General features: G+C 63.9%; 18 protein-coding genes. 12 read left to right on the top strand and 6 right to left on the bottom strand.

Going from position 1 to position 21,480, the window contains the following annotated elements; translation table 11 throughout:
* Positions 1–12: 12 nt before the first annotated feature.
* The 5 genes from hmgA to tpx all read left to right on the top strand — a co-directional run bounded on the left by hmgA (position 13) and on the right by tpx (position 4,995).
* A complete protein-coding gene (hmgA, locus tag ABIC75_RS12655) occupies positions 13–1,314 on the top strand; it encodes a homogentisate 1,2-dioxygenase (protein WP_354014211.1) in 1,302 nt (433 codons plus the stop codon).
* A gap of 4 nt (positions 1,315–1,318) precedes the next feature.
* A complete protein-coding gene (locus ABIC75_RS12650) occupies positions 1,319–1,906 on the top strand; it encodes a lectin (protein WP_354014210.1) in 588 nt (195 codons plus the stop codon).
* 22 nt (positions 1,907–1,928) lie between these two features.
* A complete protein-coding gene (locus tag ABIC75_RS12645) occupies positions 1,929–2,915 on the top strand; it encodes a fumarylacetoacetate hydrolase family protein (RefSeq protein ID WP_354014209.1) in 987 nt (328 codons plus the stop codon).
* Between the two features lie 103 nt (positions 2,916–3,018).
* Complete coding sequence (hemN, locus tag ABIC75_RS12640) at positions 3,019–4,413, top strand: oxygen-independent coproporphyrinogen III oxidase (protein WP_354014208.1); 1,395 nt, start codon at positions 3,019–3,021, stop codon at positions 4,411–4,413.
* 81 nt (positions 4,414–4,494) lie between these two features.
* Positions 4,495–4,995 (top strand): thiol peroxidase, encoded by a 501-nt coding sequence (gene tpx, locus ABIC75_RS12635; RefSeq protein ID WP_354014207.1) that lies wholly within the window; start codon positions 4,495–4,497, stop codon positions 4,993–4,995.
* A gap of 129 nt (positions 4,996–5,124) precedes the next feature.
* Here the strand turns inward: tpx and gap are convergent, their stop codons facing one another.
* Positions 5,125–6,138, bottom strand: a complete 1,014-nt coding sequence (gene gap, locus ABIC75_RS12630; protein ID WP_354014206.1) for a type I glyceraldehyde-3-phosphate dehydrogenase — start codon at positions 6,136–6,138, stop codon at positions 5,125–5,127.
* Between the two features lie 188 nt (positions 6,139–6,326).
* On the opposite strand from gap, the gene ABIC75_RS12625 reads away from it, so the two are divergent.
* Positions 6,327–6,797 (top strand): OsmC family protein, encoded by a 471-nt coding sequence (locus ABIC75_RS12625; protein WP_354014205.1) that lies wholly within the window; start codon positions 6,327–6,329, stop codon positions 6,795–6,797.
* Between the two features lie 70 nt (positions 6,798–6,867).
* A complete protein-coding gene (locus tag ABIC75_RS12620) occupies positions 6,868–7,680 on the top strand; it encodes a S1/P1 nuclease (RefSeq protein WP_354014204.1) in 813 nt (270 codons plus the stop codon).
* A gap of 48 nt (positions 7,681–7,728) precedes the next feature.
* Here the strand turns inward: ABIC75_RS12620 and ABIC75_RS12615 are convergent, their stop codons facing one another.
* The gene (locus ABIC75_RS12615; protein ID WP_354014203.1) at positions 7,729–9,753 is read right to left on the bottom strand and encodes an alpha/beta hydrolase family protein; all 2,025 of its coding nucleotides are present in this window, start codon (positions 9,751–9,753) and stop codon (positions 7,729–7,731) included.
* A gap of 446 nt (positions 9,754–10,199) precedes the next feature.
* Here ABIC75_RS12615 and pyk point away from each other — a divergent pair, with 446 nt between their 5' ends.
* The 3 genes from pyk to ABIC75_RS12600 all read left to right on the top strand — a co-directional run bounded on the left by pyk (position 10,200) and on the right by ABIC75_RS12600 (position 13,458).
* Positions 10,200–11,672 carry a pyruvate kinase gene (gene pyk / locus ABIC75_RS12610; RefSeq protein ID WP_354014202.1) on the top strand — a complete coding sequence of 491 codons (1,473 nt, stop codon included), beginning with the start codon at positions 10,200–10,202 and terminating at the stop codon, positions 11,670–11,672.
* 181 nt (positions 11,673–11,853) lie between these two features.
* The gene (locus tag ABIC75_RS12605; RefSeq protein ID WP_354014201.1) at positions 11,854–12,303 is read left to right on the top strand and encodes an energy transducer TonB; all 450 of its coding nucleotides are present in this window, start codon (positions 11,854–11,856) and stop codon (positions 12,301–12,303) included.
* 147 nt (positions 12,304–12,450) lie between these two features.
* Positions 12,451–13,458 carry a class I fructose-bisphosphate aldolase gene (locus ABIC75_RS12600; RefSeq protein WP_354014200.1) on the top strand — a complete coding sequence of 336 codons (1,008 nt, stop codon included), beginning with the start codon at positions 12,451–12,453 and terminating at the stop codon, positions 13,456–13,458.
* A gap of 75 nt (positions 13,459–13,533) precedes the next feature.
* Here the strand turns inward: ABIC75_RS12600 and ABIC75_RS12595 are convergent, their stop codons facing one another.
* Positions 13,534–14,151 (bottom strand): outer membrane beta-barrel protein, encoded by a 618-nt coding sequence (locus tag ABIC75_RS12595; protein ID WP_354014199.1) that lies wholly within the window; start codon positions 14,149–14,151, stop codon positions 13,534–13,536.
* Between the two features lie 253 nt (positions 14,152–14,404).
* On the opposite strand from ABIC75_RS12595, the gene tkt reads away from it, so the two are divergent.
* Positions 14,405–16,408, top strand: a complete 2,004-nt coding sequence (tkt, locus tag ABIC75_RS12590; RefSeq protein WP_354014198.1) for a transketolase — start codon at positions 14,405–14,407, stop codon at positions 16,406–16,408.
* A gap of 124 nt (positions 16,409–16,532) precedes the next feature.
* Here the strand turns inward: tkt and glpK are convergent, their stop codons facing one another.
* From glpK to glpD, 3 genes are all read right to left on the bottom strand, one after another.
* Positions 16,533–18,029: a glycerol kinase GlpK gene (gene glpK, locus ABIC75_RS12585; RefSeq protein ID WP_354014197.1), complete on the bottom strand. Its 1,497-nt coding sequence runs from the start codon at positions 18,027–18,029 to the stop codon at positions 16,533–16,535.
* 91 nt (positions 18,030–18,120) lie between these two features.
* A complete protein-coding gene (locus ABIC75_RS12580) occupies positions 18,121–18,924 on the bottom strand; it encodes an MIP/aquaporin family protein (RefSeq protein ID WP_354014196.1) in 804 nt (267 codons plus the stop codon).
* A gap of 164 nt (positions 18,925–19,088) precedes the next feature.
* Complete coding sequence (glpD, locus tag ABIC75_RS12575) at positions 19,089–20,618, bottom strand: glycerol-3-phosphate dehydrogenase (protein ID WP_354014195.1); 1,530 nt, start codon at positions 20,616–20,618, stop codon at positions 19,089–19,091.
* A 143-nt stretch (positions 20,619–20,761) separates the two neighbouring features.
* Between glpD and ABIC75_RS12570 the strand changes: the two genes are divergently transcribed.
* Complete coding sequence (locus tag ABIC75_RS12570; protein WP_354014194.1) at positions 20,762–21,400, top strand: DinB family protein; 639 nt, start codon at positions 20,762–20,764, stop codon at positions 21,398–21,400.
* Positions 21,401–21,480: the final 80 nt, after the last annotated feature.

Genomic DNA, 21,480 nt, shown 5'->3' with positions numbered 1-21,480 from the left:
CGCGGAGCTTCTATGTCAGCCAGCAAGCATCAGCAGTACCAGTCGGGTTTCGCCAACGAATTCGCCACCGAGGCCTTGCCCGGCGCGCTGCCTGAAGGGCAGAACTCGCCGCAGAGCGCGCCGCATGGCCTGTATGCCGAGCAGATTTCCGGCACCGCGTTCACCGCGCCGCGTCATGCGAATCGCCGCAGCTGGTTGTACCGCATCCGCCCGGCGGCCATGCATCATCCGTTTGAAGCGATGCCGGCCGGCCGTTTCCACAACCGCTTCAACGAGGTGCCGGCCAATCCGAACCAGCTGCGCTGGAGTCCGTTCCCACTGCCCAGCGAGCCGACCGACTTCATCGATGGCCTTTTCACCGTGGCCGGCAACGGCGGCGCGGCGGACCAGACTGGCGTGGGCATCCACGTCTACGCCGCCAACCGTTCGATGAAGGGCCGCTTCTTCTACAACGCCGACGGCGAAATGCTGATCGTGCCTCAGCAAGGGCGCCTGAAACTGGCGACCGAGATGGGCATCATCGAGCTGGAACCGCTGGAAATTGCGGTGATTCCGCGCGGCGTGCGGTTTCGCGTGGAGTTGCTGGACGAGACAGCGCGCGGCTACATCGCCGAGAACTTCGGCACGATGCTGCGCCTGCCCGATCTCGGCCCCATCGGCAGCAACGGCCTGGCCAACCCGCGCGATTTCCTCACGCCGGTGGCCGCGTACGAAGACGTGGAAGGCAAGTTCGAACTGGTGGCGAAGTTCCAGGGTAACCTGTGGCGCGCGGCCATCGATCACTCGCCGCTGGACGTGGTGGCCTGGCATGGCAATTACGCGCCGTACAAATATGACTTGCGCCGTTTCAACACCATTGGCTCGATCAGCTACGACCATCCCGATCCCAGCATCTTCCTGGTGCTGCACTCGCCCAGCGACAGCGAAGGCGTGAGCAACATGGATTTCGTGATCTTCCCGCCGCGCTGGCTGGTGGCGCAGCACACGTTCCGTCCGCCGTGGTTCCATCGCAACATCGCCAGCGAATTCATGGGGCTGATCACCGGCGAGTACGACGCCAAGGCCGAGGGTTTCTCGCCGGGCGGCGCGTCGCTGCACAACTCCATGAGCGGGCACGGTCCCGATGCGGCCACCTACGAGAAGGCATCGACGCGCGATCTTTCGCAGCCCGACGTCATCACCGGCACGATGGCTTTCATGTTCGAGACGCGTCGCGTGATCCATCCCACCAAGCAAGCGCTGGAATCGCCGGAACTGCAGGGCAACTACTTCGAATGCTGGCAGGGCATCCACAAGCATTTCGCCGGAGGTTGAGGTGATGACGCTGCGCCGGTTCGGGTGGTTGCCGCTGTGCGTGATGCTCGCCTCGTGTCAGTCGCATGACGAGACATCGGCGCCCGCAACAGCGACCACGGCACCCGTGACTGCGGCGAGCGCATCCGCGACTGGTGGCGACGGCAGCTTGAGCCAGGCCACTTACAGCGGCTTTGGCGACATGCGGTTCGGCATGGACGAGGCCGCGTTTCGCAAAGCGTGGGGCGGCGAACTGAACGGCGCTGCCGCGTCGGGTTCCGACTGTGCGATGTTGGCGCCGACGTGGGCCAGGATGCCGCCAGAGCTGGCCTTCATGCTCGAACATGGCCGCTTCGTTCGTTACGACGTAAGCGGCGGCAAGGAAACGGCGCCGGGCGGTGGCAAGGTTGGCATGGACAAAGCGCAGGTGCTCGCGCTGTATGGCACGGGCGGCACCGAGTCGCCAGCCAAGTACGAGCCGGGTGCCAGCCAGTTGCGCGTGGAAGGTTCAGGCGGCGGCGTGTTGATCTTCGACATCGGCGCCGACGGCAAGGTCAAGGCGTGGCGCGTGGGCGTCACGCCACAAATCGATTACGTGGAAGGTTGCAGCTGAGTGCTGCCTTTGGAGCGATAGCATGAAATTGGGTTCATTGAAGGAAGGCGGTCGCGACGGCACGCTGATCGTGGTCAACCGCGCGCTGACGCAGGCGGTCAAGGCCACCGGCATTGCTCCGACGCTGCAGGCTGCGCTGGATGACTGGTCGAGCACGGCGCCGCGCTTGAATGCGCTGTACGAAGAATTGAACAGCGGCACTGCGAAGGAAGCCTTTGCGCTCGACATGCACGCGCTCGCATCGCCGCTGCCGCGCGCCTACGAATTCGTGGACGGCAGCGCCTACCTGCCGCACGTCGAGCGTGTACGTCGCGCGCGTGGCGCGGAAGTGCCCGAATCGTTCTACACCGATCCGCTGATGTACCAGGCGACCAGCGCCGGTTTCCTCGGTCCGCGCGACCCGGTGGTGGTGCCGAGCGAGGACAACGGCATCGACCTGGAGGCCGAAGTGGTGGTGATCACCGATGACGTGCCAATGGCTGTGACGCCCGCGCAGGCTGCTGCGCATATCCAGCTGGTTGGCCTGGTCAACGACGTGTCACTGCGCGGCCTGATTCCCGGCGAGCTCGCCAAGGGTTTCGGCTTCCTGCAGTCCAAGCCGCGCTCCGCGCTGTCGCCGGTGTTCGTGACGCCGGACGAACTGGGCGATGCCTGGCAGGACGAGAAACTGCACTTGCCGATGCGCACCTGGCTCAACGGCAAGTGGTTCGGCGAAGCCGAGTGCGGCGTCGACATGCAGTTCAACTTCGCGCAGCTCGTCGCGCACGCGGCCAAGACGCGACCGCTTACCGCCGGCACCATCGTCGGCTCGGGCACCATCGCGAATGAAGACACGGGCAAGGGCGCGTCGTGCCTGGCCGAGCAGCGCACGGTGGAAACGCTGCGCGACGGCAAGCCGAGCACGCCCTTCCTGAGCTTTGGCGACAGCCTGCGCATCGACGTGACCGATGCATCGGGCGCGTCCATCTTCGGCGCCATCGAGCAGACCATCGCGGCGCTCAAGCGCTGACGCCGATGCCCGCCGTCGCTCTACGCGGCGGCGGGCGTCAAAGTGTCGCGCCTCGATGATGCTCATCAGGCGCCTTGCGCATGTCGGCGGCGATACTGCCGCCATGCGTCAGCCAACGACCGCGCCCGAATTCGATCCGCAGCTCATCGCCCGCTACGACGTGGCGGGGCCGCGCTACACCAGCTATCCCACCGCACCGCAGTTCCACGACGGCTTCGGCGAGGCTGCGTTGCGCCGGGCCGTGCAGGCATCCAACGAACACGCCGGTCCGTTGTCGATCTACGTGCACGTGCCGTTCTGTTTCAGTCCCTGCTTCTACTGCGGCTGCAATCGCGTGATCACCCGCGATGCGCGCAAGGCGACGCAGTATCTCGACCATCTGGAAAAAGAGCTCGCGCTGCTCGGCCCGTTGTTCGAGCGCGGACGGCCGGTGCGGCAGCTACACCTGGGTGGTGGCACGCCGAACTTTTTCGACATCGAACACATGCAGCGCCTGTTCCAGCTGCTGTCGCGATACTTCGACATGCAGCGGTCGCCCACGCGCGAGTGGGGCATCGAGATCGACCCGCGCGATGTCGATGCGTCGTACATGCACGAACTTGGCCGGCTCGGTTTCAATCGTGTGTCGGTGGGCATCCAGGATTTCGATATCGCCGTGCAGAAAGCCGTCAACCGCGTGCAGAGCGTCGTGCAGACGGCGAACGTCCTGGCGGCGGCGCGCCGGTCCGGCTTCACGTCGGCCAGCGTGGATTTGATCTATGGCTTGCCCAGGCAGACGCTCGAAGGTTTTGCGCGGACGCTGGACGACGTGCTGGCGTTGTCGCCGGATCGCATCGCGATCTACGGTTACGCGCATCTGCCCCACCTGTTCAAGGCGCAGCAACAGATCGACGAAGGCGAGCTGCCGCACGCCAGCTTGCGGCTCGCATTGTTGGGCAAGGCCTGGGAGACATTGACTGCCGCCGGTTACGTGTACATCGGCATGGACCACTTTGCGCGCGCCGACGACGAACTCGCCCGTGCCCAGCGCGAAGGAAGCTTGCAGCGGAATTTCCAGGGCTATTCCACGCATGGCGATTGCGACATCGTGGGCCTGGGCGTAAGCGCCATCGGGCGCATCGCCAACACGTACAGCCAGAACGCCCGCGACCTGATCAGTTATTACGCAGCGCTGGATGCCGGGCAACTCCCGGTGACGAAAGGCATCGAACTGAGTCGCGACGATCTGGTGCGCCGTGAGGTGATCGGCGAACTGATGTGTCACGGCGAGGTGAACATGCAGCAGTTTGGCGACCGGCATGGTTTTGTCTTCGACGAATATTTCGCCCAGGATCTGCGCGGCCTGCAGCCCCTGGTCGATGACGGCCTGGTTTCCTTGTGCGCCCAGACCATACGCGTGACGCCGCGCGGCAGGCCGATGTTGCGAAACATCGCGATGTGCTTTGACGCCTATCTGGGCAAGGGCGCCAGCACGCCGCGCTACTCGCGCACGATCTGATTCGCGACCGGACAACATCAGCCTATCGTCCTGTGGCCTGCGGCATGTTCTACTTGTGGACCCCATCTCACGAGGTGTCCCATGTCCCAAGTCACGCTGAAAGGCAATCCGGTCCAGGTCGATGGTCATTTCCCTGCCAAGGGTGAGGCGGCACCGGCGTTCTCGCTGGTGGGCAAGGACCTGGCCGACGTCACGCTGGCCAGCTTCGAAGGCAAGCGCAAGGTGCTGAACATTTTCCCCAGCGTCGATACGCCGACCTGCGCGATGTCGGTGCGTCACTTCAACCAGGACGCCAGCCAGCTCGACAATGCCGTGGTGCTGTGCATTTCCGCCGACCTGCCGTTTGCGCAGGCGCGTTTCTGCGGCGCGGAAGATTTGAGCAACGTGGTGACGCTGTCGACGCTGCGCGGCCACGACTTCCTGAAGAACTACGGTGTGTCCATTGCATCGGGCCCGCTCGCCGGCTTGGCCGCGCGCGCCGTGGTGGTGCTCGATGCGCAGAACAAGGTCGTGTACAGCGAACTCGTTGGCGAGATCGCCCACGAACCCAACTACGACGCGGCGCTCGCAGCGTTGGGCTAAATCGAGCTACCAGACGCAAAAAAGGCCGGAGATCTTCCGGCCTTTTCTTTTGCCTGCAAGGTCGCCCCAAGCTCAAAAACAAAAGCCGGGCAGGGCCCGGCTTTTGTGTTCACGGCGACAGCGAGTGGCTTACTTGGCCGCCATCATTGCGATGGTCATGTCGAGCATGCGGTTGGAGAAGCCCCACTCATTGTCGTACCACGACAGCACCTTCACCAGCGTGCCTTCCATGACGCGCGTCTGCGTGGCGTCGTAGGTGGACGAAGCCGGGTTGTGGTTGAAGTCGATTGACACCAGCGGCTGCGTGTTGACGGCCAGGATACCCTTGAGCGCGCCGTTGGCGGCTTCGTTGATCACGGCGTCGACTTCTTCCTTGGTGGTCGGACGCGCGGCGTCGAACACCAGGTCCACCACCGACACATTGATGGTCGGCACGCGCATGGCGAAGCCGTCCAGCTTGCCGTTGAGTTCCGGCAGCACCAGGCCCACGGCAGCGGCGGCGCCGGTCTTGGTCGGGATCTGCGAGTGCGTGGCCGAACGGGCGCGGCGCAGGTCGGAGTGATAGACGTCCGTCAGCACCTGGTCGTTGGTGTAGGCGTGGATGGTCGTCATCAGGCCGCGCTGGATGCCGATCTTTTCGTGCAGCACCTTGGCCAGCGGAGCGAGGCAGTTGGTGGTGCAGGAGGCGTTGGAGATCACTTCCAGCTTGGAGGTGAGCTTGTCGTCGTTCACGCCGATGACGAAGGTGCCGTCCACGTCCTTGTCGCCCGGAGCGGAGATGATCACCTTCTTGGCGCCGGCGGCGATGTGCGCGCTGGCCTTGGCCTTGGAGGTGAAGAGGCCCGTGCACTCCAGCACCACGTCGACGCCCAGGGCGCCCCAGGGCAGCTTGGAGGGGTCGCGCTCGGCGCAGACCTTGATGCGGTCGCCGTTGACGATCAGATCGCCGCCGTCCACCGACACGGTGCCCGGGAACTTGCCATGGGCGGTGTCGTACTGGGTCAGGTGCGCATTGGTCTCGGCATTGCCGAGGTCATTGATCGCAACGATCTGGATCTCGTTGGTGCGACCGGCTTCGTACAGCGCGCGCAGGATGTTGCGGCCAATGCGACCGTAACCGTTGATGGCGACCTTGATTGCCATGGGACAGCGTCCTCCGGTGAGATGACGAAAATGGCGGCTGTGGGGCCGCCGTAAAACCGTCATTTTAGCCTGAACCGGCCGTGCACTCCCATCCGGGCCCCTCATCAGCCGGGTGGGGCTGTTCAGGGGAGGCCAGAAGCGCTTGAATCGGCTTTTCTTTCGGGCAACGCCCGGCGCAGGAGATTGGCATGAGTGAAGCAGAACAGACCTTCGGGATCACCCTGGAGCAGGTGTCGGACTATGAATTCCGGGTTCGCTTCGACGACACGGCCATTCCCGACCTCATCACCGACGAAACCTCGCCGCTCGGGCGCGATGCCGGGCCCAACCCCTCGCGCCTGATCGCGGCTGGCGTGGCCAACTGCCTGGCGGCCAGTCTGTTGTTCGCGCTGCGCAAGTACAAGAACACGCCTGGCGCGATCGGCGCCAAGTCCACGCTGACCATGGCGCGCAACGAACATGGCCGGCTGCGCATCAAGCACATCGGGGTGGACCTTCAATTGGCCGACAAGGCAGAAGTGCTCGAACACCTTGATCGCGTGCTCGCGCAGTTCGAGGACTTCTGTATCGTCACGCAGAGCGTGCGCCAGGGCATTGCCGTGGACGTGAGCCTGCGCGATGGCGACGGAACGCTGCTCACCTTGCCGAGCCAGGCGTGAGCAGCCGGCGTGGACCTGTCATGAGGCTGTGGCAGACTTTGGGGTTTCCCCGACACGAACCTTAGCCACCATGCCATTCCTGCGTCGAACCGCTGCTGTCGCTTTCATCTGTCTCGCCCTGGCTCCCGCCGTGCATGCGTGGGGCCAGCTTGGCCACAGCGTGGTGGCCGATATTGCCCAGCGTCACCTGAGCCCGGCGGCCGAGGCGGAAGTGGAGCGCCTGCTGGCGCCGGAACACACCAAGTCGCTGGCCGACATCGCCAGCTGGCCGGACGAGATCCGCAACGATCCCACCAAGGACGCGCTGTGGAAGCAGACGCGCGCCTTGCACTACGTGGACTTCACCTCCGGCGACTGCAACTACACGCCGCCGCGCGACTGCAAGGACGGCCAGTGCGTGGTCGAGGGCATCGACCACTACGTGAAGATCCTGGGCGACAAGAGCCAGTCCGATGCCACGCGACTGGAAGCGCTGAAGTTCGTCGTGCACTTCATCGGCGACGAGCACCAGCCGCTGCACGGCGGCTCGCGCGACGACAAGGGCGGCAACGCCTACCAGGTGCAGTTCCAGGACAAGGGCACCAACCTGCACAGCGTGTGGGATTCGGGCCTGCTCAAGACGCGCGGCCTCGAATACAAGGCCTACGCCGACAAGCTGGAAGCCGAAGGCACGGTGACGCTGCCCGAGCCGATCCCGCCGTTCGACAACGCCTACGCCCAGTGGGCCGAAGAGTCGTGCACGATCTCGCGCGACATTTATCCCGATGGCCACAAGATCGACCAGGCCTACGTGGACAAGGAACTGCCGGTGGCCGAGCTGCGCTTGCGCGAAGCGGGTCGTCGTTTGGCCGAGGTGCTCAACCTGACCCTGGCCAAGGGCTGAGTGCACGCCGTTGGGCGCGAGCTTCCAACGGCTCCACAGAAAAGAACATCACGGCGCGGCACTCGTTGCCGCGCCGTTGCTGGCTGGGCCGATGTTGCGGTCGAGAAAATCCAGCAGTTTGTCGTACAGCGCGAGGCGATGTTCCTGCAGGAAAAAGCCGTGTCCTTCCTGCGGCTCGGTGAGTGATTCGTAGTGTTTGCCCTGTTTGTCCAGCGCCGATGTAAAGGCCCGGAAGTGCGCGTAAGGGGCACGCGCATCGAGCCCGCCGTGGATCAGTAGGAGATTGGCCTTGATGCGGTCCGCGCCGGCCACGGGCGATCGGCGCAACAGGTCGGCGCGATCGTCGCCCAATACCGTCTTCAGGTAATCCGCACCGGCGTCGGAGCGATGCGTGTCGCTCTTGTCCAACTGGATGCGCAAGTCGTACACGCCAGCGTAGCCAACGGCACAGCGATACAGCTCGGGTTCGCGCACCACGCCCTCCAGCGCGGCATAGCCGCCGTAGCTGGCGCCGTAGATGCAGATGCGCCGGGCATCGGCGTGGCCCTCGCGGATGGCCCAACGCGTGGCGTCGGTGAGGTCGTCCTGCATCGTCAAGCCCCACTCGCGATAGCCGCGCGCTTCGAACTGCGAGCCGAAGCCGCCCGAGCCACGGTAATTCACCTGCAGCACGGCGTAGCCACGCGATGCCAGCAACTGCGTCTCTTCGTCGAAGTGCCAGCGATCAGCGATGCCGTGCGGACCGCCGTGCGGCAGCACGACCAGGGGGAAGGGCCCGTGGCCCGACGGTTCGGTGAGGTAGCCGTGCAAGGTCACGTCATCGCGGGCCGACAGCTCGATCGGCGTCATCAGATGCATCTGCTTGGGCGGCAGCCAGCGGCGTTCGCTGAAGAGATAGCGCGCCTGCTGCTTGTTCAGATCGAACAGATAGTAATCGCCGGGATCGCGATCGCTGCTCACGTCGACGATGGCGAGCTTGCCATCGTCGGTAAACGAGGTGAGGCGAACGAGTTGTCCGGGAAAGCTCTTGCCCACCGCCTCGCTGATCTGCGCTTCGCGGCTGTCAGGGTCGATGTAGTGCACGCGGCGCACGCCATCGTTGGTGACCACGCCGTAGATGTCCTGATGGTCGGCGGTGGCGAGCACCGCACCCGGATCGCTGAAGTCGCCCCGATACACCAGGCTGCGTTGGCCGGTCTGCAGATCGAGCATTTCGAGTGAGCGCGGACCCTCGTCATGCGTCACCCGCACGTAGAGGCGGCGGTTGTCGCGCGCAAAGCTGACGGGCTCGATCGAGACGTGGGTCTTGGTGGCGTCGTTGAACAGTGTCCAGTCCTTGCCGGCCTCACGCACCCACAGCTTGGGTTGATGGTACGTGCCGCCGGAGGCGGCTCGCGGCTCGCCCAGATGATCCAGCACGATGTCGGTATTCGGCGCCGGGCCGCCAATCACGCGCTTGCTGTCGCCATTGACCACGTCCAGGCGTTCGATGGAGGGCACGCTGCCGGCGGGATCGTCGGTGAAAGGCTGTGTCTGCACCAGGGCGTAGCGGCCATCCTGGATGGGCGCGCCGTCGATCTGTCGCGCATAGGCTTCACGCACGCGCCCGCCTCGCAACATGTGGTTGCTGTCGCCATACGTGCCACCCCTCCAGCCAAACAGATACGTGCCGCGGCTGCCGTCGGCATCGAAGGCGATCAATTCGCCGGTGTCGGAGGGCTTTTCCAGACTGTCGATGCGCAGGGCGAGCGCCATCACCAAACGATGCTCGTTGGCCCATTGGTAGTGCCCGATCATGGTGCGGCTGCCCGAACGGACGCTCGCGACGGGCTTGGCGGTCGCCGTATCGATGATCGCCAGCATGTTTTCGTAAGGCGTATCCGGTTTCGGCACCAGTGCTGCGATGTGCTTGCCGTCGGGTGCAAGTTGCACGTCGGTGAATTCGGGCGGCCGCACGAAATCGGCGACGGTAGGCAGGGTGCTGGCTGCGGACTCGGCGCATGTTGCCTGTGTCGGCGCAACGCAGGCGACGAGAAAGGCCGCCATCAAAGCCGTGCGGATGAGAGCTGCCATGAGCGTTCCCCTGATTCCCTTCGCGGCTTCCTCCTCCGCGTGGCGATGCTAGCGCAGGACGGATGGATCCTCGCAACTCCTTGCGACACCGCCGTGCGTCGTCCTTGGCCGAGCACTTCTTAGCCGAATTTGCTGCGGTGCGGAACGAAAGGGCGACGTGCTCGCCGCGCTCGCGAAGGCCGTTGTAAGGGTCGGCTTCACAGATCGATCCACACCGCCGGAGTGGATTTGAAGACGGCGCGCCATGACACCAGTGTTTGGACGTCTGTGCGTCCACCTAGCAGACCAGTTATTCGCGTTGACTCCACTTTCACCGTCGATCCGCAATACCAGTGAAGGCTGGTGGTCCGCATGCCACAAGCAGTCCACTTGGGCGAGTGAAAGCAGTGCAAAAAAGCCTGCGCCAACCCTCTGGAACATACACGTGATTTTGCTAGTCTCGATGTATGACTACTGAAAATCCGCTGCGCCGCACAAAAATTGTCGCCACCCTCGGTCCCGCTACCGACGCGCCTGGCATGCTCGAAAAAATCATCGCCGAGGGCGTGGACGTGGTTCGCCTGAACCTCTCCCACGGCCAGCCGGACGATCACCGCGCCCGCGCGGTGGCCGTACGCGACGCGGCGACCAAACTTGGCCGCGAGGTGGGCGTGCTCGCCGACCTGCAAGGCCCGAAGATTCGTGTGGAACGTTTCGCCAACGGTCCCATCGAACTCAAGGTGGGCGATGCCTTCGTGCTGGATTGCTCGCCCGGTGCGCCGCTCGGCGACACCACCCGCGTCGGCGTCAGCTACTACGACCTGCCCAAGGATGTCGTCGCCGGCGACGTGCTGCTGCTCGATGACGGCCTGGTCGCATTGACCGTGGAATCCGTGGTGGGTCAGGAAATTCGCTGCCGCGTGCTGATCGGCGGCAAGCTGTCCGATCGCAAGGGACTCAATCGCCAGGGCGGTGGTCTCTCCGTGACCGCGCTTTCGGAGAAGGACAAGTCTGACATCAAGCTCGCCGCCGAGATCGGTTGCGATTTCCTCGCTGTTTCCTTCGTGCGCTCCGCCGCCGACATGCACGAAGCGCGTCGCCTGCTGGAAGAAGCCGGTGGCAAGGCTTCGCTGGTGGCGAAGATCGAGCGCGCCGATGCCATTCCGGTGCTCGGCGAGATCATCGACGCCTCCGACGTGGTGATGGTGGCGCGCGGCGACCTGGGCGTGGAAATCGGCGACGCCGAATTGCCGGGCCTGCAGAAGAAGATCATCCGCGAGTCGGTGCAGCGCAATCGCGCCGTCATCACCGCCACGCAGATGCTGCAGTCGATGGTGCGCTCGCCCATCCCGACCCGCGCGGAAGTGATGGACGTGGCCAACGCCGTCATCGACGGCACCGACGCCGTGATGCTCTCCGAAGAATCCGCCGCCGGCGCGCATCCGGACAAGGCCGTGGCCGCGCTGCGCCGCATCTGCCTGGGTGCCGAACGCCAGTTCGAGCCGAAGGAAGATCCAGCCACGCAGGGTCATCTTCTGGATCGCACCGACCAGGCGATCGCCCTGGCCGCGATGGTGCTGGCCAGCCAGCTCGGCGTGCGCGCCATCGTCGCGTTGACCGAGTCGGGCGCCACGGCGCAGTGGCTTTCGCGCTATCGCAGCGCCGTGCCGATCTACGCGTTGTCGCCGTTCGACGATGCACGCCGCCGCATGTCCATCTTCCGCGACGTGACGGCCGTGAAGTTCACCCACATCTCGCAGACGCCGGCAGGCTCTGCGCGCGATGCGGTGCGCCAGCTCTTCATCGAGGGCAAGCTCGCCGAGGGCGATCGCGTGGTGCTGACCCACGGCGATCACATCGGCCAGGGCGGCGGCACCAACACGCTCAAGCTCCTCTCTGTAGGCGCAGAAGGCGTGGTGGAGTGCCTGCGCGACCTCTGATCGATCGTTGAGATGCCTCGCCCGTCGACCTGGTGTGGGCCGGTCGGCGGGCGATGGCTCTCCGTCATCAACCGTTTCGCAGCGAACCTTCTGCTTCACATCCTCGTCGCCGGCGCCGCGCATAGTGCCAACAGGCCCTAGAATCGCCGCATCGTCCCCGACCCTGAGCAGGAGGTTTTCCATGAACACGAAGTCACGTCGCATGACCCGGGCGCTGGTATTGGCAATGGCCATGACGGGCGCGGCGCCGCTGCTCGCGCAATCCCAGGCGCGCATGGTCGGGCCCGAGCACATCCAGTCCTATTGGCTGATGCTCAACACCAAGGTCGATGCCGACATTCCCAACAGTGGCCGCAACATGGACAAGCCCGGCTGCGTGGCCGTGAGCTTCATGATCGGCACCGATGGCGTTCCGCAGAACGTCACCGTGCGCAAGGTGGTGCCGCAGAGCGACCTCGATGCCGTGGCCAAGAGCGTGGTGAACAACCTGCGCTACGGTCCGTCGCTCAAGAACAGCACGCACGAACCGGTGAACACCTACTACATCGTGCCGTTCAACCTGCCGGCCGACGCCGCGCAGAAGCAGGCCATCATCGATGCCTGCAAGCTGCCGGGTTTCGAGCAGGCCTGAGGGCCTGAGCCCAGCGCTGGCGCCGTTCAGAGGGCTTCCGGGCCTTGGGGCGGGCTTATGACCTATAATCGCGGCCTTTCACGACCTTGCCGCCTCCGGGCGGCATCACCTTGTGCGGCCCACACCGCCTAAGTATCCGGAGTTGTCATGAGCATCGAAGATCTCGAAAGCGTTGCCCTCGCAATGGTTGCGCCCGGCAAGGGCATCATCGCCATCGACGAGTCGACCAACACCATCAAGAAGCGTTTCGAGGCCGTTGGCATCGACAACACGGAAGAGAACCGCCGCGCCTACCGTGAGCTGCTGCTCACCGCGCCGGGCCTCAACGAGCATATCTCCGGCGCCATCCTGTACGACGAAACCATCCGCCAGTCGACCAAGGACGGCGTGCCGTTCACCCAGGTGATGAAGAAGAACGGCATCATCCCGGGCATCAAGGTCGACAAGGGTCCGGTGCCGCTCGCCGGTTTCCCGGGTGACGTGGTCACCGAAGGCCTCGACGGCCTGCGCGAGCGCCTCGCCGAATACGTGAAGCTGGGTGCGCAGTTCGCCAAGTGGCGCGCCGTGATCAACATCAGCGAAGACAACCCGTCGTCCACCGCCATTGAAGCCAACTGCCACGCGCTGGCCCGTTACGCTGCGCTGTGCCAGGAAGCGGGCCTCGTGCCGATGGTCGAGCCGGAAGTGATCATGGACGGCGACCACAGCATCGAAGTGAGCTACGAAGTGCACGAAGCCGTGCTGCGCAGCCTGTTCAATGCGCTGTACGAGCAGAACGTGATGCTGGAAGGCACCATCCTGAAGGTCAGCATGGTCATTCCGGGCAAGGACTCGGACGAGCAGGCCGAAGTGGAAGAAGTGGCCGAAGCCACCGTGCGCGTGCTCAAGACCACCGTGCCGGCCACGCTGCCGGGCATCGTGTTCCTCTCGGGCGGCCAGACCGACGAGCAGTCCACGGCGCACCTCAATGCGATGAATCGCATGGGCCCGCACCCGTGGCCGCTGAGCTTCTCCTACGGTCGCGCCATGCAGCAGGCCGCGTTGAAGCTGTGGTCCAAGGACATGAAGGCGAACTACGCCGATGCGCAGAAGACCGTGCTGGCGCGCGCCAAGGACAACGGCCTGGCTGCACTGGGTCAGTGGAACGCCAAGTAAGCGATCGTCTTCCATCGCTGCAAAAGAAAACGGGCGCCTCGCGGCGCCCGTTTTTGTTTCGCTACACCCGGAAGATCAGAAGCGGTATTCCGCGCTGACGCTGTACAGGTTGGTCGGCAGGTGGATGTTCTTGTCGCTCTGGCTGCCGTCGTAGTAGTCCCAGTTCAGGCCCACGCTGATGTTCTTGTTGATGTTGTAGCCCGCACCCAGGCCAGCGTAGTAACGGGTGCTGTTGAAGTTGACCATTTCGGGGTTGGTCTTGTCGTTGGTCAGGCCCGAGCCCTTCGCAAAGAAGGCGCCGCCACGCACTTCGCCATACCAGTTGGGGCTGAAGCTGTAACGCAGGTTCAGGCCGGCGGTCGCGCCCTGCAGCTTGGACTTGCCGTTGTCACCGTTGTAGTTGGCGTAGTTCTGGGTGTACTGGCCACGGGCATCGGCACGGCCCAGGTAGACGTAACCCACTTCCGCACCCAGCGAGGTGTCGGGGTTGAGGGCGAAGCGGTAACCACCCTTCACGCCACCGGCAAAATTGCCGTTGTCATAGGGACCTTTCTGCACCTGGGCGTAGCCGGCGTTGGCACCGACGTACCAGCCCTGTTGGGCGTTGCCTTGAGCGGCATCCTGGGCGAAAGCCGCCGGAGCGGCCGCAAGACCGGCCGTAGCCAGGGCGAGAGCAAGAATGGTGTTCTTCATGGGGGACTCCTCATCATCTTATTGGGCCAGTCCGCGGCGCCGGGGGTTCGGTGTGGCGCGGCTGGGTACCTTGTGGACCCGGTACTTTTACTTAGATGGTAGGTGTGCCCATTAGTTTCAATACTGGTTAGTTCACTATTAAGGTTGAGTTAATTTTCTTAACATTTGGGTGAGAGGGCACGAGTGGCGACAGGGTGAAGCGGGATCGGCGACAATGTGCACTTTTATGGCCGCCTTCCCCGGAGACCCCTAGATGACAACCCGTCGCGAACTCGCCAATGCCGTGCGCGCCCTCGCCATGGATGCTGTGGAAAAGGCCAATTCCGGCCATCCAGGCATGCCCATGGGCATGGCGGATATCGCCGAAGTGCTGTGGAACGACTTCCTCCAGCACAACCCGACCAATCCGAAGTGGTTCAACCGCGATCGTTTCGTGCTCTCCAACGGCCACGGCTCGATGCTGCAGTACGCGCTGCTGCACCTGACCGGCTACGACCTGCCGATGGACCAGCTCAAGCGCTTCCGCCAGCTGCATTCGAAGACGGCCGGCCATCCGGAAGCCAGCGAAACCCCAGGCGTGGAAACCACCACCGGCCCGCTGGGCCAGGGTCTGGCGAACGCGGTCGGCTTCGCGTTGGCGGAGAAGGTGCTGGCGGCACACTTCAATCGTCCGGGTCACGAGATCGTCAACCACCACACCTATGTGTTCCTCGGCGATGGCTGCCTGATGGAAGGCATCTCCCATGAAGTCGCCTCGCTCGCCGGCACCTGGAAGCTCGGCAAGCTGGTGGCCGTGTACGACGACAACGGCATCTCCATCGACGGCGAAGTGCATGGCTGGTTCACCGACAACACGCCGGAGCGTTTCGAGGCCTATGGCTGGAACGTGATCCGCGGTGTGGACGGCCACGACGCCGACGCCATCAAGAAGGCGATCACCGCGGCCACCAGCCAGTCCGACAAGCCCACGCTGATCTGCGCCAAGACCATCATCGGCTTCGGCGCGCCGCACAAGCAGGGCAAGGAAGAAAGCCACGGCGCCGCGCTGGGCAAGGACGAAGTCGCCGCCGCGCGCGACGAGCTGGACTGGCGCTACGCGCCGTTCGAGATTCCCGCCGAGATCTACGCCGGTTGGGACCACAAGAAGGCCGGTGCCGAGCGCGAGCGCGTGTGGCACGACGCCGTGGCCAAGTACACGGCCGCCTTCCCGGAACTCGCTGCCGAATTCACCCGCCGCATTTCCGGCGAGCTGCCATCCGACTGGGCGGCCAAGTCGCAGGCCTTCGTCGACAAGCTGCAGGCCGATGGCCCGGACGTGGCATCGCGCAAGGCGTCGCAGATGACCATCGATGCGTTTGCTCCGCTGCTGCCGGAACTGATCGGCGGTTCAGCCGACCTGGCTGGCTCCAACCTCACCAAGTGGAAGGGCAGCGTCGACGCCGGCAACGGCCACGACCCCAAGGGCAACTACGTGTACTACGGCGTGCGCGAGTTCGGCATGACCGCCATCGCCAACGGTCTGTCGCTGCACGGCGGTTTCATTCCGTACGACGCGACGTTCCTGGTGTTCTCCGATTACGCGCGCAACGCCGTGCGCATGAGTGCGCTGATTCCGGCGCACGCCATCCACGTGTACACGCACGATTCGATTGGCCTGGGTGAAGACGGTCCGACGCATCAGCCGGTCGAGCACCTCGCCTCGCTGCGTTACATCCCGAACAACCAGCTGTGGCGTCCGTGCGACGCCGTGGAATCGGCGATGTCGTGGAAGCTCGCCATCGAGCGCAAGGGCAACCCGGCGTGCCTGGTGTTCTCGCGCCAGACCCTCAAGCACCAGCAGCGCAGCGCGCAGCAGGTGGCCGATATCGCACGCGGTGCGTACGTGCTGTCCGATCCGCAGGACACCAAGTTCAAGGCCATCCTGATCGCCACCGGTTCGGAAGTGGAACTGGCGATGGAAGCCGCACGCACGCTGGCGCAGCAGAACGTGCCGGTGCGCGTGGTGTCCATGCCCTGCACGGAAGTGTTCGACGCGCAGCCGCTGGAATACCGCGAAGCGATCCTGCCGGGCTGGTGCCGCGCGCGCGTGGCGGTGGAAGCGGCGACGTCCGACTTCTGGCGCAAGTACGTCGGCCTGGACGGCGATGTGGTCGGCATGACCACCTTCGGTGCCTCCGCGCCGGCGCCGCAGCTGTTCGAGCACTTCGGTTTCACCGTGGCTCACGTGGTCGACACGGTGAAGCGCGTCATCGGCTGAGCCGGCGTTCGATCAGATGAAAAGGCCGCGGCGTGTGCCGCGGCCTTTTTTGTGTCCCATTGCTTCGCACATGCTTTGCGCTCCGGCCATTTTGTGCCGAAGCACTTTCGGGGCCCCTGGTGCCCTAGACCTTGAACGCCATCGTGGCGTTTACCGCCTGTTTCCATCCTGCATACAGCGCCTCGCGTTCCGCCTCCGGCATCGCCGGCTCGTAGCGTTGTTCGACCGCCCAGAAATGATTGATGTCTTCGCGGCTGGCCCAGAAGCCCGTGGCGAGACCGGCCAGGAATGCCGCTCCCAAAGCCGTGGTTTCCGCCACCTTCGGTCGCAGCACCGGCACGTTGAGGATGTCGCTTTGAAACTGGCCAAGGAACTGGTTGGCGATGGCGCCGCCGTCGGCACGCAGTTCCTTCAGGCGCATGCCCGCGTCGTTCTCCATTGCGGCCAGCACGTCGCGTGTCTGATAAGCCATGGATTCGACCGCCGCGCGAACGAAATGCTCCTTGGATGTGCCGCGCGACAGGCCGAACACTGCGCCGCGCACATCACTGCGCCAGTAGGGAGCACCCAGCCCGACGAAGGCAGGAACGATGTAGACACCTTCGCTGGAGCCCGCGCGCTCCGCATAGGCCTGCGAGTCGCCGGCCTTTCCGAGCATGCGCAAACCATCGCGCAACCATTGGATGACCGAGCCGGCGACGAAGACGCTTCCCTCGAGGGCGTATTCCACCTTGCCGTCGATGCCCCAGGCGATGGTGGTGAGCAAGCCGCTGCGGGACGCCACCGCCTTCTCCCCGGTGTTCATCAGCATGAAGCAGCCGGTGCCATACGTGTTCTTCGCCATGCCCGGTTCAAAGCAGGCCTGACCGAACAACGCCGCCTGCTGGTCGCCGGCGATGCCCGCGATGGGCACTTCGTAGCCGAAAAAGTGCTGGCTCGACGTCATGCCGTAGATCTCGCTGCACGAACGCACCTCGGGCAGCATGGCGCGCGGCACGTCCAGGAGTTGCAGCAGTTCGTCGTCCCAGCATTGCGTATGGATGTTGTACATCAAGGTACGCGAGGCATTGGTGTAATCGGTGACGTGGACCTTGCCGCCCGTGAGGTTCCAGATCAGCCACGAATCGATCGTGCCGAACAGCAGCTCGCCCCGCTTGGCACGCTCCCGCGCGCCGGCGACACGGTCAAGTATCCACTTCACCTTGGTGCCGGAAAAATACGCATCGATCAGCAAGCCCGTCTTGGCGCGCACCATCGCATCGTGGCCTTCGGCGATGAGCTGATCGCAAATGTCGCGGGTCTGTCGTGATTGCCAGACGATGGCGTTATGGATGGGCTGGCCGGTGAGCTTGTCCCACACCACCGTCGTTTCGCGTTGATTGGTGATGCCGATGCCTGCGACCGCGAGCGCATCCACCTGTGCGCTGTTCATTACTTCGGTGATGGTGCTGAGCACGCTGGTCAGGATCTCGCGCGGGTCGTGCTCGACCCAGCCCGGTTGCGGAAAAATTTGCGCGAATTCGCGCTGTGCGATCTTGACCACGCCACCCGTGCGATCGAACAGAATGGCGCGCGAGCTCGTCGTGCCCTGATCAATCGCCAATACGTAAGACTTGTCCATGGGAAGGTTCCTGGTGGATCAGTGGCGCGAATGCGCTTGGTGTCGAACAGCCATCCCTGCAGCGCGACCGTGATTGGCGCGCGTTCCTCGATCAGCTTGCGCTTTTGCTGGCGCGTTGCCTTGCCGGCAGAAACGGATAGATCAGCCATTGATAGGCGGCTGCGCCAACCACGCCGCCAATCAATGGCCCGACGATGGGAACCCACCAATAACTCTCCGGCGCAGGGAACGCGGACGAACCCCAGCCGGCGACGTAGGCAAACAATCGAGGGCCGAAATCGCGTGCGGGATTGATCGCCCACGCCTCCAGATAACCCGCCGCCGCACCAATGGTAGCCACCAGCAACCCGATCATCAGCGCGCCGCCGTTGGCGCCGGGAGCCATCTCGTTGTACTGCTCGGTAATGGCGAAGATGCCGAGCAACAGAAATGCGGTCAGGATGATCTGGTCGACCAGGGCATGCATCGGCGTGATGGCCAACCCGGGATGCGTGAAGAACACGCCGGCCGCACCACCGGCCTCACGCGTGAGTTGATGCGCTTCGTTGTAGTGATCGATGACGGGTGAGAACAGGACGTACACCACAGCCGCGCCCACGAAGGCGCCCATGACTTGCGCAAGGCTATAGGGAATCACCTTTTTCCATGGAAACCCGCGGAAAATCGCCAAGGCCAAGGTCACCGCCGGGTTGGCGTGCGTGCCGGAGACGGAGCCGGTCACGTAGATGGCGATGGTGACGGACAGACCCCAGGCAATGCAGACGCCCCAGTACGCATTCGCATAAGGGCTGGGGTCATAGAGCGTATACATGCAGGCCACCGAATTGCCGAGGCTGATGATGATGAAGGTCGCCATCGCCTCGGAAATCAGTTCTCCGAATCCCTGGCGAGTCATGGTCGCTTCTCCCCGCCCCGAGGCACGTCCGAAAAATCAGCGTGAAACACAACCGAACGAAGCGGCATATCCCATTTTCCTTCGCAACGATATCGATGGTTCGTCTCGGCTGGCGTTCTGGGCGCCGACCTCGGCGCGAGGGTCGCATGCATGCCTGGCAATGCCTATAGGGAAGAGTGTTCGTTGGACGCAGAACCCACCGGCGCCGCCGCTCGCGAGGCAAGGTAGGTCGACAGCTTATTCACCTGGGGCGCACTGAAGCGCAAGCCGAGCTTGCTGCGGCGCCAGAGCACATCGTCCGTCGTCCTGGCCCATTCGGCCTTACATAGATAGTCCACTTCCGCCTGATACAGATCGTGACCGAAGTGTTCGCCCAGATCCGCCAATGCGCGCGCGGGCCCGATAACGCGACGACACCGGCTGCCATAGCTGCGTACCCATCGCCTGGCCAGCGATTCAGGCAGCCATGGGTGCAATGCCTGCAGCTCGCTTTGCCACGTATCGATATCGGGGCGATCACCGCCGGGAAGCGGCGGTCCCTCGGAAGTCCACGCCGCGGTGGCTTGCTGAAATAACGGCGCCATCAGATCCACGGCTTCTTCCGCCAACTTGCGGTAGGTGGTCAGCTTGCCGCCGAAGACGTTGAGCAGCGGTGCGCCCTGTTGATCCATCTCAAGCAAGTAGTCGCGCGTGACCTGCGAGGCGTTGCTCTGCTCGTCGTCGAGCAGCGGCCGCACGCCGCTGTAGTTCCACACGACATCGGCGGGCGTGACATGGCGCTTGAAGTAGCGATTCACGGCATCGCAGAGGTACTGCGCTTCGTCCGGCGCGATGCGAGGCGCCGAAGGATCGTCGTGGTAGTCCACGTCGGTGGTGCCGATCAGCGTGAAGTCTGTTTCGTAGGGAATGGCGAACACCACGCGCCGATCGGGCTGCTGGAAGATATACGCATAGCGATGCTCGAACAGCCGCGGAACAACGATATGACTGCCCTTGACCAGGCGCAGCGCGTGATCGTGGCGAACCTTGGCGACCTGGTCCAGGAACTGCACCGCCCAGGGCCCGGTGGCATTGACCAAGGCTTTCGCACGAATGTGTGATGTTCCGTGATCCGCTGATGCAACTTGGACGGTCCAGCCATTGGCGTCGCGCTGGGCACCCACGCAATGTGTGCGGGTAAGAATGGTTGCGCCGCGTTCTTGGGCATCCATGGCATTGAGCACGACCAGTCGCGCGTCCTGCACCCACGCGTCGGAATACACGAACCCCGTGCGAAATTCATCGCGCAGCGGAGCACCGGACGCATGGCCCTTCAACGAGACACGCCGCGACCGGGGAAAGACCTGTCGCCGTCCGCCGAGATGGTCATACAGGAACAGGCCAAGGCGGATCATCCAGCCCGGGCGCAGGTGCGACTGATGCGGCAACACGAAGCGCAATGGCCAAATGATATGCGGGGCAGCGCGCAGCAGCACCTGGCGTTCGGCGAGCGCCTTGCCCACGAGGTTGAAATGGTACTGCTCGAGGTAGCGCAGTCCGCCATGGATCAGCTTGGTGCTGGCGCTGGAGGTGTGTGCCGCCAGATCGTCACGTTCGCACAGGCAGACGGAAAGTCCGCGGCCCGTGGCATCCCGGGCGATGCCCGCGCCGTTTATGCCGCCACCGACAATGAGAAGGTCGTATGACTCAGACATCGTCTTGCCCGTTGTAGTGGCCGTCCAAGAGCAGTCCTCAGTGTTGGGGCGTGGCTGACTCAGTGCCGTGGCTAGCTTCGCTCGTTGGCCATTGCGGTGTCACGGCTTTTTGTTGCGATGTCGACGATGTCCGGCTGCAGGCGATGGGCAACTTCTTGCCGCGTGCCTTCGCGCCCGTGCCGCGTCTCCTTGCCTGGGTTAGCCTAGCCGAAGCTCACAACAGAAAAGTTTCCATGACAGCTCAGCCTTTCTCACGCCTCGCCCACGTTCGGCAGATGAGTGCCTATAACACCTGGATGAATAACAAGCTCTACGTCGCGGCTGCGAGTTTGCCGGCGGCCGACGTGGTGGCCGATCGCAAGGCGTTTTTCGGTTCGATCCAGGCGACGCTGGGGCACATTGCCGTGGCCGATACGATCTGGCTGCAACGCTTTGCCACGCATCCGGCGCACTACGCGTCGCTGCAGTCGCTACGCGGCTTGCCGGTCCAGCGCGATCTGGGCGCGCAGCCATTTGCCGACCTTGCGGCCCTTGCTGCGCATCGACATTCACTCGACCACATGATCGAGGCCTGGGCGGCCGAGGTGACCGAGACGGACCTCGACCACGCGCTGGAGTACGTGAACACGCGGGGCGACTCGTTCCGCAAGCCGTACTTCTTCCTTGTCATGCATTTCTTCAATCACCAGACCCATCATCGCGGGCAAGTGACGACGCTGTTGACGCAGACAGGCGTGGACGTGGGGTCGACAGATCTGTCGACATTGATTGCCGACGTGTGATGGTTCGCCTGCGGGGCGCGGGTTGTGAGCGATGAGTCCACGACGCGCTGCGGATGCAGCGTCGTGATTGCGCACAAGGT

Source organism: Dyella japonica (assembly GCF_040545895.1).
Lineage (GTDB): Bacteria > Pseudomonadota > Gammaproteobacteria > Xanthomonadales > Rhodanobacteraceae > Dyella > Dyella japonica_D.
This window is presented reverse-complemented; position numbering and strand designations above follow the sequence as displayed.

What these genes read in the sequence shown, in the direction of transcription:
- tpx (WP_354014207.1), top strand. Translation starts at nt 4,495, where the DNA reads ATGTCCCAAGTCACGCTGAAAGGCAATCCGGTCCAGGTCGATGGTCAT.
- gap (WP_354014206.1), bottom strand. Translation starts at nt 6,138, where the DNA reads ATGGCAATCAAGGTCGCCATCAACGGTTACGGTCGCATTGGCCGCAAC.
- pyk (WP_354014202.1), top strand. Translation starts at nt 10,200, where the DNA reads ATGACTACTGAAAATCCGCTGCGCCGCACAAAAATTGTCGCCACCCTC.
- ABIC75_RS12595 (WP_354014199.1), bottom strand. Translation starts at nt 14,151, where the DNA reads ATGAAGAACACCATTCTTGCTCTCGCCCTGGCTACGGCCGGTCTTGCG.
- ABIC75_RS12605 (WP_354014201.1), top strand. Translation starts at nt 11,854, where the DNA reads ATGAACACGAAGTCACGTCGCATGACCCGGGCGCTGGTATTGGCAATG.
- hmgA (WP_354014211.1), top strand. Translation starts at nt 13, where the DNA reads ATGTCAGCCAGCAAGCATCAGCAGTACCAGTCGGGTTTCGCCAACGAA.
- ABIC75_RS12645 (WP_354014209.1), top strand. Translation starts at nt 1,929, where the DNA reads ATGAAATTGGGTTCATTGAAGGAAGGCGGTCGCGACGGCACGCTGATC.
- ABIC75_RS12580 (WP_354014196.1), bottom strand. Translation starts at nt 18,924, where the DNA reads ATGACTCGCCAGGGATTCGGAGAACTGATTTCCGAGGCGATGGCGACC.
- ABIC75_RS12615 (WP_354014203.1), bottom strand. Translation starts at nt 9,753, where the DNA reads ATGGCAGCTCTCATCCGCACGGCTTTGATGGCGGCCTTTCTCGTCGCC.
- ABIC75_RS12570 (WP_354014194.1), top strand. Translation starts at nt 20,762, where the DNA reads ATGGGCAACTTCTTGCCGCGTGCCTTCGCGCCCGTGCCGCGTCTCCTT.
- hemN (WP_354014208.1), top strand. Translation starts at nt 3,019, where the DNA reads ATGCGTCAGCCAACGACCGCGCCCGAATTCGATCCGCAGCTCATCGCC.
- ABIC75_RS12620 (WP_354014204.1), top strand. Translation starts at nt 6,868, where the DNA reads ATGCCATTCCTGCGTCGAACCGCTGCTGTCGCTTTCATCTGTCTCGCC.
- ABIC75_RS12625 (WP_354014205.1), top strand. Translation starts at nt 6,327, where the DNA reads ATGAGTGAAGCAGAACAGACCTTCGGGATCACCCTGGAGCAGGTGTCG.
- glpD (WP_354014195.1), bottom strand. Translation starts at nt 20,618, where the DNA reads ATGTCTGAGTCATACGACCTTCTCATTGTCGGTGGCGGCATAAACGGC.
- tkt (WP_354014198.1), top strand. Translation starts at nt 14,405, where the DNA reads ATGACAACCCGTCGCGAACTCGCCAATGCCGTGCGCGCCCTCGCCATG.
- glpK (WP_354014197.1), bottom strand. Translation starts at nt 18,029, where the DNA reads ATGGACAAGTCTTACGTATTGGCGATTGATCAGGGCACGACGAGCTCG.
- ABIC75_RS12600 (WP_354014200.1), top strand. Translation starts at nt 12,451, where the DNA reads ATGAGCATCGAAGATCTCGAAAGCGTTGCCCTCGCAATGGTTGCGCCC.
- ABIC75_RS12650 (WP_354014210.1), top strand. Translation starts at nt 1,319, where the DNA reads ATGACGCTGCGCCGGTTCGGGTGGTTGCCGCTGTGCGTGATGCTCGCC.